Genomic DNA, 10,370 nt, shown 5'->3' with positions numbered 1-10,370 from the left:
GCCCCCTGTTCTGTTTTTGCTCTTGCTCCAATCGCGCGCCACCTTGCCCCCCCACACACCCCGGGGGGGGGCCGCGCCCCCCCCGCCCCGCCCCCCCCCCCGCGTTTCACCCCACAGAGCACACCCGACACAATTCGAGGGAGCCGATGCCTGAGCACCGGGGCACCGGCCCCCTCAGCTCACCACCAGAGCGGCGTGAAGTTGACGGACGTGTTGTCGTTGCCCTGGTTGACGGCCGTGAACGCCGAGCCGTTGACCTGGGCAGTGTTGCTCTGGTTCGAGGCTCCGGAACCGGTCGCCTGCTGCTGGGTGGTGGACGAGGTGCCGTAGTTGTCGCCGCCGACCCCGCTCCCGAGGAGGCCCTGGGCGGCGTTCGTGACGGCCGCACTGGATCCGTTGTCCGCGATGGCGCCGTTGTCCGCCGTCGCGACGCCGGAGAAGAGGGCGACAGCGAGCGGAAGGGCGGAGACGGCGGCGATGACGCGGGCGGTACGGATGCTTGCCATGTTTGTTCCTCCAGAACACGTGCGCCCAGGCTCCCCGCCGGACGCACAGGTAGTGCATGAAGTACTGGTCATCCCAAGGCAGTTGGCCGACCGCCTCGGAGTCGTTCACGACGTCGCAAGATCAGAGTTGCCCACCGAATCCCCGGCGAACCACCCCGGAAGCCTCGATTCGCCCTCAAGCGTGATGACAAGTCGATAAACCCCTTTCGTCACTCCTCCCTCCCGGATCAGGGCAGTCCGGACAGCTCCATCCCAAGGCCCACAACGGGATAAGCGTTCCTGCACGCTTCCGGCCAATCTCTGCCCCCCGGCGAGTCACCCGGCAGGTCACACCCATTTCCCCTTTCTTTTTTCGAACACTCGTACGAACATGGAGGCATGGCCACCACCGACCGGCAGGCCACGACGCTGGCCCTCGCACACGCCCTGTCAGCCGCCGAGCGCGGACTGGCCGTCATCCCCCTGTCCCGGACGAAGCTCCCGGCCCTGCGCTCCCCGCACCGCGACGACCCCCGACCCGCGCCCTGCCACGGCGAGTGCGGTCGCTTCGGGCACGGGGTCTACGACGCCTCCAGCAACCCCGCCCGCATCCGCGAACTCTTCGCCGCCGCGCCCTGGGCGACGGGCTACGGCATCGCGTGCGGACTGCCTCCGCACCACCTCATCGGCATCGACCTCGACACGAAATCCGGTACGGACTCCTCCGCCGCCCTGCGCGAACTCGCGCTGCGCCACCTGTTCACGATCCCGCCCACGGTCGTCGTCCTGACCCCGAGCGGCGGCCGCCACCTCTGGCTGACCGGCCCGGCCGACGTCGTCGTCCCCAACTCGGCGGGCCGTCTCGCGCCCGGCATCGACATCCGGGGCGCCGGCGGTTACCTCGTCGGCCCCGGTTCCCGAACAGATCACGGCGTCTACAGCACCGCTCCCGGTACGGCCCACATCGCCCCCGCGCCCTGCCCGCGCGCCCTTCTGCGCCTCCTGCTCCCGCCGCCCCGCACCCACCACCCCACGCTCCCGTCGGCCGGCGGTCACGGTCAGGGACTCGTCCAGTTCGTGCTCGCCGCGCACGAGGGGCAACGCAACACCCGCCTGTTCTGGGCGGCCTGCCGCGCCTACGAGGACGGCATCGGCCCCGCCCTCGTCGCCCCCCTCGTGGAGGCGGCCCTCAACACCGGCCTCACCGAACGCGAGGCCCGCGCGACGATCGCGTCGGCCGCGCGGATGACGGGGCACCGGCCCTGACCGGCACCGGCGTCCGACAGGCCCTGAACCACCCGGGAGCTCGATGCACCACCGCCCCAGAGTGCCGACGATGTCGCTGACCCGCGTCATCCTCACGTCCGGCCGCTCGCTCGACCTGTCCGAACTGCGGTTCTCCTCGACGTACGGCGGAATGCTGGAGGGGCTGGAGGGCTACCCCTGCAAGCCGGTCAACGACATGAAGATCAAGGGCCTCGTCCGCACGGCCGAACAGGCCCGCCCGTCCACACCGGTGCACCTCGTCCCGCCGCCGCGCGAGTATCCCGACCAGTACGCGGGCGGCTTCGGCCCCGTCGAGGTGCTGCCGCCGGTGGCCTGCGTCGGGGCCTTCCACTCCACCGCCCTCGACCGCACCCACGACCCGGTCCTCTACCGCTCCACCCTGACGATCATCTGGTTCCAGCCGACTCCACGGGTGCCGTCCGGCTGCGATGCGGAGGAGGGGCTGCGGGAGGTGGCTTGGGAGGAGCTGGCGCGGGACTGCGAGCTCTGAAAACCGGCTTGCCCCGGAGGGGAGCCGTTGTGCCAGGGTCGGCCGATGAGCGTTTCCCGACGTGATCTGATGCGCTGGCAGTTCGATGTCACCTGGGCGTTGTTCGAGTACCACCTCGATCGGCTGCGGCCCGAGGACTTCCTGTGGGAGCCGGCGCGGCACTGCTGGACGGTGCGCCAGGCCGCCGACGGCACCTGGGTTCCGGACTGGGCGGAGACCGAGCCCGACCCCGTCCCCGTGCCGACCATCGCCTGGGTGAGCTGGCACATCGGCTGGTGGTGGAGCGTGGCCGCCGACCATCTGCGGGGCCGCCCGCCGCGCGAGCGGACCGACGTCACCTGGCCGGGCGACGGAAAGGCGACCGTCGCCTGGCTGCGTGACCTGCGCACCGACTGGCTGGCGGGACTGGACCGGCTCGACGACACGGACCTGGACGCCACGGCGCCGTTCCCTTGGCCGAACGACCCGCAGTACAGCGTGGCCCACATGATCGGCTGGGTGAACGCCGAGCTGATGAAGAACGCCGCGGAGATCGGGCAGTTGCGGCTGCTGCGGGTCCAGCAGCCCGGGCACTGAGCCGCGCGACAAGATGTCCAACCTGCCATATGGCGCCAAAATGGGCACTATCGGCATTACCTGCCGCTCTGCCGGATCGGAGACGCCATGAAGGACCTCAAGCTTGAGCAGAAGCGCTCGCTGTCCCGCCTTGAGGCGGCCGATCAGCTTGAGGCGCTCGCGGCCGCGCTGAGGCAGGGCGGGGAGGCCGAACTCGAACTCGACCCCTGGACGCTGAGCCTACGGATCCCCTCCGACCTCCGCACCGAACTTGAGGTCGAGGTCAGCGAGGGGGAGATCGAGCTGGAGATCGAGTTCAAGTGGCCGACCACAGCCGCGCGCGCGGCGTCAGCGCAGGGGGCGGCGGGGACGGCAGGGGCGACTGGGACAGCAAGGGCAACTGGGGCGGCGAAGGCCGGGGGCAGACGGAAGAGCGCGTCTTCGGGTTCCGGACGCACAGGCACCAGCACGAGCACCGGCACCAGCACTGCCACCGCCAAGGCCACCGGCAGAAGCAGAACCACGAAGCGGACGGCCGCGAAGAAATCCTGAGCCGCGGCCACGAGCAAGGGGTGCCCCGATTTCAGGACACCCCTTCTGAACAGCGCGTTCACTGCGCCGTGGCGGTGGGTGTGGGATTTGAACCCACGGTGACATCGCTGCCACGACGGTTTTCAAGACCGTTCCCTTAGGCCGCTCGGGCAACCCACCTCGCCCCGGCCCACCAGGGGCGGAGCGGGTACAGCGTACCGGCCGAACGCGGGGTGCGGGGTTCGTGGGTCGGCTGGGGGGGCTCAAGAGCCGTTGGCCAGGCGAATGCCGTTGACCGCGGTGTCGAAGGCCGGGCGGTACTCGTGCCATTGGGCGTCCGGGGCGGAGAGGTAGATCACGTACTGGGTGCCGTCGGTGCTGGCGAAGGCCAGTTCTGCGCCGCGGTACTTGCGTGCCCTGCCCTCGAAGGTGAACTCCCAGTACCCGGCGGGGCGTCCTCGGAAGGTCGTTTCGGCCATCCGCACCCGTTCGTAGCCGACGTTGTCGCGGGCGGTCTGTTCCTCTTCCGTATCGCGCCAGTGCTGCAGCGGGTCGGTACCCGCGAACTCCACGACGTTGACCCGCAGGCCCACCAGTCCCGACGGGTCGATGTAGCCGACCTCGCCGCCGGGCAGCGTCTTGTACTTCCAGCCGTCCCGCACGGGCACGGTGACGCCGCTGCTCGGCTCTTCGAAGTGGTATCCGGCGGGCAGCGGGGGCGGCTCGGTGGATCCCGTGCTGCCCGTGCTGCCGGAGCTGGTGTTCGGGGAGGGGGTGGACGCCCCGGGAGCATCGGGATCGTCGGAATCGCCGGGACCGGCGGAATCTGCGGAATCGGTCGAACCAGTGGGCGTCTCGGCATCGGACGCGTGCGTGCTCGGTCCGGCCGTTCTGCCGTTGAGCCACCACGCCGTGCCGCCCGCCAGGGAAGCGGCGAGCGTCACGGCCAGGGCCGACAGCAGCACCGTACGGCGGCGTTTGGCGCTGCCCTTCTGGCCGGGCCGGACGGGCGGTGTGAGGGTGTCGGCGCGGTCCGGGCGGGTGGGCGGGTCCAGGGGCGCGGTTCGGGTGCCGGTGATGTCGTCGAGGCGGCGTTCGACCTCGTGGACGTCCATGCGCTGCTCGGGATCCTTGACGAGCAGGCCCTCGATCACCGGGGTCAGGTCCCCGGCGCTGCGCGGCGGCTCGTACGCGTCGGTGGCGATCGCGTACGCGGTCTCGATCGGGGTGTTGCGGCGGAACGGGTCCTGCCCCTCGACCGCCTGGTACAGCGTCGCCCCCAGGGCCCACAGGTCACTGGCGGGACCGGTCTCGGGATGCGCGCCCCTGAGCCGTTCGGGCGCCAGATAGCCGATGGAGCCGATCAACTCGCCCGGCTTGGTCAGCGAGGACGTTCCCGACTCCATGGCGATCCCGAAGTCGGTGAGGACGATCCGACCGCCGTCACCGAGCAGCACGTTGGCGGGCTTGATGTCCCGGTGCAGGACCCCCGCGTCATGGGCGGCGCGCACGGCCGAGGTCATGGCGCGGCCGATCCGCGCGGCCTCGTCGGGCGGCAGCGCGCCCCGCCGCTTCAGTACGTCGCTCAGCGTGACCGAGGGTATGTACTCCATGACGATGCACGGCAGGCCCTCGTCGTCGACCACGTCGTGCACGACGATCACATTGGGGTGGGTGATCCGCGCGGCACTGCGGGCCTCGCGGCGGGTGCGCTCATAGAGCGTCCGGACCTCGTCGTCCTGCAGATGGGGTGGGATGCGCAGTTTCTTCACGGCGACCTGGCGGCCGAGCATCTTGTCCTCGGCACGCCACACGGTGCCCATGCCGCCGCTGCCCACCCGCTCCACGAGCAGGTACCGGCCGGCGACGAGCCGCCCCAGATCGGTCACCGCGAGACCGTCCCCTTCTCTGCTTCCCATCCGCGGCTCTGCTTCCCATTCGCGAACAGTCGAGGTCGAGAAGGCACGATAGCCCATCCGAACATGCCCATCCGAACACCTGGACGCGGGCACCGCCCGGTCGGCAACTGTCGCCGTGTCCCGCGCAATCCGCGCCCCACAAGCCGTTCACATCCGGATGAAGAGCTTCCCTGCCGTCCGTCTCATGCGCCGGCCGGTGCCAAAGCCGATGCCGCAACAGATGCCACAGCCGATGTCGCAGCCGATGCCGCAGCCGCCGGTTTGCCGACCGACTCTGCGAATCTGTTCTGCGAACCGTTCTGTGAAACGAATGGGGAAGTGCGCGGGCGCCTTCCGGCGGGGAGGACGAGGATTCCCCGCCCCCGGTTCCCGCCTCTTTCAAACGGGCACGCGCGTCTTTCAAAACGGGCACGCGCGCGTGCCCGTCGTGTCAGCTGTCGCCCGTGCGGGCACCCAGGGTGAGTTCGACCGTGTGGGTCTTGCCGTCCCGTTCGTAGGTGATCGTGACCTGGTCGCCGGGCTGGTGGGTCCAGATCTCGCCGATCAGGGTGGGGCCGGAGTCGATCACCCGGTCGTCGAGCTTGGTGATGACGTCGCCGGGCTTGAGGCCGGCCTTGTCGGCGGGGCCGCCCCCCTCGATCGCCTCCGAGCCACCTGCGGTGCCCTGGTCGACGATCTTGGCGCCGTTGGTGGTGTCCTCCGTGGAGACGGAGGCGCCGATCTTGGCGTAGACCGGCTTGCCGGTCTTGATCAGCTGCTGGGCGACGTACTTGGCCTGGTTGATCGGGATGGCGAAGCCGAGGCCGATCGAGCCGGACTGGCTGGTGCCGCCCAGGCCGTTGGCGGCGGACTGGATCGCGGAGTTGATGCCGATGACGTTGCCCTGTGCGTCCAGCAGCGGGCCGCCGGAGTTGCCGGGGTTGATCGAGGCGTCGGTCTGCAGGGCGCTCATGTAGGAGGCGTTGGAGCCGGAGCCGTCACTGGACGCCACCGGGCGGTTCTTGGCACTGATGATGCCCGTGGTGACCGTGTTGGAGAGGCCGAAGGGGGCGCCGATCGCGATCGTCGAGTCGCCGACCGCCACCTTTTCGGAGTCGCCCAGTGTGAGCGGCTTGAGGTCGGACGGGGCGTTCTTGAGCTTGATGACCGCCACGTCGTAGCCCTGCGCGTGGCCGACGACCTCCGCGTCGTACTTCTTGCCGCTCGGGAAGGTCGCCGTGAGCTTGCCGCCGTCGACCGCCTCTGCCACCACATGGTTGTTGGTGAGGATGTGGCCCTCGGCGTCGAAGACGAAGCCGGTGCCGGTGCCGCCCTCGCCCCCGCTGCTCTCGGCCTGGATGGTGACGGTGCTCGGCAGCGCCTTGGCGGCCACGCCCGCGACGGTGCCCGGGTCACGCTTGAAGGAGCCGCCGCTGTCGGAGGCGGAGACGGTCGTGGAGGAGGTGTTGTCGTCGTTCTTGGCCAGCGTGTAGCCGAGGCCGCCGCCCAGGCCGCCCGCGACCAGCGCGGCGATGAGGACCGCGGCGAGCAGACCACCGCGGCCGGACTTCGGCGCCGGCTGCTGATACGTCGCACCCCAGCCGGAGCCCGCACCGGCACCACCTCCCGCGCCACCTGCCGCACCGGCACCGGCACCGGAGTCACCCGCGCCGACACCGGCAGCGCCACTGTCGATGTACGGCGGCGTACCGGGCGGCGGCGGGGGCGGCCAGGAGGCGTCCGGGGCCGATCCCTGGGTGGCGCCCTGGGCGGCGGGCGGGTGAGGCTCGTTCGAGGCCGCCGGGGCGGCGTACGGCTGGGTGCCGTGGGAGCTCTCGGAAGCGCCGTCGGCACTCGACGGGCCGTGGTGGCCCGCCGTGCCGTTGGAACCCGCCGGTGCGCCGCCCGGCACGGGCGGGAGCGGAGCGGTCGGGGCGACATCGCCCTCGGGCGCCGGGCGCTCCTGGGGCGCCGGAGCAGCAGGAGCATCCACCGGCACGGGGGGTGCGGACGGGGCCGGGGGTACCGCGGCGCCCTCGTTCTCGGTGCTCACAGCTTCTCTCCTCGATCCACGCTGTGCGGGCATTTGTGTATGCCGTCAGCTTTTCCCACGGGCCGTCAGAGCACCATAAGCGGTCGCTGTGCGTCCACGGCCAATCCTTATATTGCCCATGAAGGACTAAACGGGCGCAATCCCAGCGCCCTTGCGACTCCTCCGGTCGCACGCCTACCCCGGTGCGGTGGCACCATGACGCGGTGACCCACGCACGGCAGCAGCAGATCCAAGTCGTCGCCCATCGCGGAGCCTCCGAAGACGCTCCCGAGCACACCCTGGCCGCGTACAAGAAGGCGATCGAGGACGGTGCGGACGCCCTTGAGTGCGATGTACGCCTCACTGCGGACGGCCATCTCGTCTGTGTCCACGACCGTCGCGTCAACCGTACGTCCAACGGCCGCGGCGCGGTCTCGGCGCTGGAGCTCGCCGAGCTCGCGGCCCTGGACTTCGGCTCCCGCAAGAACCGGGACTCCTGGAAGAACCGGACGGAGGAGCCCGACTGGGAGTTCCGGCCGGAGGACCCGGAGGACACCTCCGTACTGACCCTGGAACGGCTGCTGGAACTCGTCGCCGACGCGGGGCGGCGGGTGGAACTGGCGATCGAGACCAAGCACCCGACCCGATGGGCCGGGCAGGTGGAGGAGCGGCTGCTGCTTCTGCTGAAGCGCTTCGGGCTCGACGCGCCCGCCACGGCCGCCGAGTCCCCGGTGCGCGTGATGAGCTTCTCGGCGCGCTCGCTGCATCGCGTGCGTGCCGCCTCGCCGACGTTGCCGACGGTCTATCTGATGCAGTTCGTCTCGCCCCGGCTGCGGGACGGCCGACTGCCCGCGGGCGTGCATATCGCCGGCCCCTCCATCCGCATCGTGCGCAACCACCCGGCGTACGTCGAGCGCCTCAAGCGAGCCGGTCACCAGGTGCACGTCTGGACCGTGAACGAGCCCCAGGACGTCGACCTCTGTGCGGAGCTGGGCATCGACGCCATCATCACCAACCGCCCGCGCGCGGTGCTGCACCAGCTCGGCCGCTGACGCACACGCGTGTGTCCGCAGCAAACCCCGCACGCGGAAACCCCTGAAACCTCACCAATCCCTGCACAACCTATTGACCCCGCAGCCCCATCAGCCCCATCCTCCACTCTCGGCCACACCGAAGAATTCCAGCCATCTCGATTACAGGGAGTGCTCCGGCGCGTTCGGTCCGTATTCGATCGTTGCGAGTGCGTCACCGGACATTGATTGGCCGGTTTCCGGTACAGGCCAATGGGGCATCCACACCGTGGCGTGGGGCAAAGGAGGTCTCGGGGGTGGCGTTGGTGGTGGCACAGGAGGTGCCCACGTCGTCGAGCATGGCCGTACCCCATGGTCCTGCGGGCGTGGGGGAAGCGCGACACCGTATGCGCTCCCAGTTGCGCAGGGGTGGGGTCGCGGAGGCGGTCATCGACGATGCCGTATTGATTCTTTCCGAACTCTTGAGCAACGCGTGCAAACACGGCCGACCGCTGGGCGACGCGCTGTCCGGGGACGGCGATGTCCGCGCCGCATGGCGCGTGGACGTGGGCGGCAGGCTCACGGTGGAGGTGACGGACGGAGGCGGGCCCACCCGCCCTGCTCCGGCCACGCCCTCGGTCACCGCACATGGCGGCCGCGGGCTGAACATCATCACCGCCCTCGCGGACGACTGGGGTGTGCGGGACGACGCCCGCGGCGAGGTCACGGTCTGGGTCGTGGTGCACGACGACGTCCACGATCCTGACATCGGGCACCGCCGCGACGATTTCGCTACGCGCGTCACAGCACCGTCAGGAGCGATATCCGGCCTCGACTTCGCGGACGCCTTCGACGACCTGGACTGACCGCTCCAAGGGCACGGCATCGAAGACAGCGCCCGGCACGACCCGTGGGTTGTCCACAGGCTCCCGTCGGCCATGGCGTGAACGGCTAGGCTCGCGCCCGTACGAGACGAGCCGTAACCGGGAGACACCCACGATGGCCAAGAAGCGAGTCCAGACCAAGGCCAAGCGCCCGCAGATCTCTGGCGGAGAGATCCCGGTTGTCGGTGCGCGCGAGCCCTGCCCCTGCGGCAGCGGCCGCCGCTACAAGGCCTGCCATGGCCGGGCCGCCGCACAGGCGGTGACGGAGCTGGTCCAGCGTCCGTTCGAGGGACTGCCCGGCGAGTGCGACTGGGTGGCCCTGCGTGAACTGGTGCCGGCCGCCACCGCCGAACTCACCCTCAAGGGCGGCCTCCCCGAGGGCGTCCCGTCCGTCAGCCTCGCCACCGTCCTGCCGATGGCCTGGCCGGCCCTGCGCCGCGACGACGGCTCGGTGCTGCTCGGCCTGCAGAACGACACGGCGTCGGGCGACATCAGCCGCGATCTGGCCGACACCCTCCAGCAGGCCCTCGCCGCGCAGCCCGGCACCCCGGTGCAGGGCCGGCGCGCCCCGGCCGACGGTCCGCGGCTGCAGGATCTGCTCGACCCGGAAGGCACGTTCGAGCCAGTTGTGCACCCGGGCTTCGAGTTCTGGGTCCCGGACGCGGAGAACGCCACTCCGGAAGTGGCCGCCTCCCTGGAGCGGGCCAACGCCGCGGCCATCCCGACGGTGAAGCTGACCGGCGTGGACGCCGCCTACTGGTGCCGGACGCCGGAGAAGAACCACCTGCGCTGGGTCATGCCGCACCCCGAGGAGCAGCTTCTGGACGCCCTCGCGCGGCTGCACGCGGCAGGCCGTTCGAGCCTCGGCGAGGGCACCCGGCTGGTCGGTTCCTTCCGTGCTCACGGCCTCACGGTGCCGGTCTGGGACCTGCCGAGCGAGGTCGGCGCGGAGGATGTGGAGAAGCCGGCGGCCGAGTTCGCCGAGCGCCTCGCCGCGGCCCTCGCCTTGGACACCCCGCTCACGCCGGACGAGCGTCGCGCGCGCGGCGGTCTGACCAACCGGCAGGTCACGCTGAGCTGACGCGGGTCGCGGAGATCGGGTTGGGGGGGGGGGGCCGGGCCGCCGCCCCCCCCCCCCGCGGGGGGGGTGGAGTCACAACCCCCACCCACCCGAGCCCGAGAGTCAGAGTCGTGGATA

At 70.7% G+C, this 10,370-nt stretch carries 10 protein-coding genes and 1 tRNA gene; 7 read left to right on the top strand and 4 right to left on the bottom strand.

Features of this window, described 5'->3' with window-relative positions; all coding sequences use genetic code 11:
- Positions 1-179 precede the first annotated feature (179 nt).
- Positions 180-506, bottom strand: coding sequence for a hypothetical protein (locus ACFWYS_RS37330; RefSeq protein ID WP_272115442.1), 327 nt, complete (start codon positions 504-506; stop codon positions 180-182).
- Positions 507-884: 378 nt separating this feature from the next.
- Between ACFWYS_RS37330 and ACFWYS_RS37325 the strand changes: the two genes are divergently transcribed.
- The 4 genes from ACFWYS_RS37325 (at position 885) to ACFWYS_RS37310 (ending at position 3,369) form a co-directional block, all read left to right on the top strand.
- A complete protein-coding gene (locus tag ACFWYS_RS37325) occupies positions 885-1,751 on the top strand; it encodes a bifunctional DNA primase/polymerase (RefSeq protein ID WP_384778945.1) in 867 nt (288 codons plus the stop codon).
- 70 nt (positions 1,752-1,821) lie between these two features.
- Entirely contained in the window at positions 1,822-2,262 is a 441-nt protein-coding gene (locus ACFWYS_RS37320; RefSeq protein ID WP_384778942.1) for a hypothetical protein, read from the top strand.
- A gap of 45 nt (positions 2,263-2,307) precedes the next feature.
- Complete coding sequence (locus ACFWYS_RS37315; RefSeq protein WP_384778940.1) at positions 2,308-2,838, top strand: DinB family protein; 531 nt, start codon at positions 2,308-2,310, stop codon at positions 2,836-2,838.
- Between the two features lie 87 nt (positions 2,839-2,925).
- Positions 2,926-3,369 (top strand): amphi-Trp domain-containing protein, encoded by a 444-nt coding sequence (locus ACFWYS_RS37310; protein ID WP_384778937.1) that lies wholly within the window; start codon positions 2,926-2,928, stop codon positions 3,367-3,369.
- 69 nt (positions 3,370-3,438) lie between these two features.
- Here ACFWYS_RS37310 and ACFWYS_RS37305 read toward each other — a convergent pair.
- From ACFWYS_RS37305 to ACFWYS_RS37295, 3 genes are all read right to left on the bottom strand, one after another.
- Positions 3,439-3,528: transfer RNA gene (locus ACFWYS_RS37305), tRNA-Ser, on the bottom strand.
- Between the two features lie 83 nt (positions 3,529-3,611).
- Entirely contained in the window at positions 3,612-5,267 is a 1,656-nt protein-coding gene (locus ACFWYS_RS37300; protein WP_384778934.1) for a serine/threonine-protein kinase, read from the bottom strand.
- 430 nt (positions 5,268-5,697) lie between these two features.
- Positions 5,698-7,299 carry a S1C family serine protease gene (locus tag ACFWYS_RS37295; protein WP_384778931.1) on the bottom strand — a complete coding sequence of 534 codons (1,602 nt, stop codon included), beginning with the start codon at positions 7,297-7,299 and terminating at the stop codon, positions 5,698-5,700.
- Positions 7,300-7,502: 203 nt separating this feature from the next.
- On the opposite strand from ACFWYS_RS37295, the gene ACFWYS_RS37290 reads away from it, so the two are divergent.
- The 3 genes from ACFWYS_RS37290 to ACFWYS_RS37280 all read left to right on the top strand — a co-directional run bounded on the left by ACFWYS_RS37290 (position 7,503) and on the right by ACFWYS_RS37280 (position 10,253).
- Positions 7,503-8,330 (top strand): glycerophosphodiester phosphodiesterase, encoded by an 828-nt coding sequence (locus ACFWYS_RS37290; RefSeq protein ID WP_384778928.1) that lies wholly within the window; start codon positions 7,503-7,505, stop codon positions 8,328-8,330.
- A 188-nt stretch (positions 8,331-8,518) separates the two neighbouring features.
- A complete protein-coding gene (locus ACFWYS_RS37285) occupies positions 8,519-9,154 on the top strand; it encodes an ATP-binding protein (protein WP_384778925.1) in 636 nt (211 codons plus the stop codon).
- A gap of 133 nt (positions 9,155-9,287) precedes the next feature.
- Positions 9,288-10,253, top strand: a complete 966-nt coding sequence (locus ACFWYS_RS37280) for a DUF5926 family protein (protein ID WP_384778922.1) — start codon at positions 9,288-9,290, stop codon at positions 10,251-10,253.
- Positions 10,254-10,370: the final 117 nt, after the last annotated feature.

The organism is Streptomyces sp. NPDC059010, assembly GCF_042740355.1.
GTDB lineage: Bacteria > Actinomycetota > Actinomycetes > Streptomycetales > Streptomycetaceae > Streptomyces.
Note: the sequence above shows the minus strand (reverse complement) of the source record. Positions and strands in the feature narration are given on the sequence as shown.

Excerpts from the sequence above, each read along its gene's own strand:
- ACFWYS_RS37330 (WP_272115442.1), bottom strand. The coding sequence starts at position 506 with ATGGCAAGCATCCGTACCGCCCGCGTCATCGCCGCCGTCTCCGCCCTT.
- ACFWYS_RS37325 (WP_384778945.1), top strand. The coding sequence starts at position 885 with ATGGCCACCACCGACCGGCAGGCCACGACGCTGGCCCTCGCACACGCC.
- ACFWYS_RS37320 (WP_384778942.1), top strand. The coding sequence starts at position 1,822 with ATGTCGCTGACCCGCGTCATCCTCACGTCCGGCCGCTCGCTCGACCTG.
- ACFWYS_RS37315 (WP_384778940.1), top strand. The coding sequence starts at position 2,308 with ATGAGCGTTTCCCGACGTGATCTGATGCGCTGGCAGTTCGATGTCACC.
- ACFWYS_RS37310 (WP_384778937.1), top strand. The coding sequence starts at position 2,926 with ATGAAGGACCTCAAGCTTGAGCAGAAGCGCTCGCTGTCCCGCCTTGAG.
- ACFWYS_RS37300 (WP_384778934.1), bottom strand. The coding sequence starts at position 5,267 with ATGGGAAGCAGAGAAGGGGACGGTCTCGCGGTGACCGATCTGGGGCGG.
- ACFWYS_RS37280 (WP_384778922.1), top strand. The coding sequence starts at position 9,288 with ATGGCCAAGAAGCGAGTCCAGACCAAGGCCAAGCGCCCGCAGATCTCT.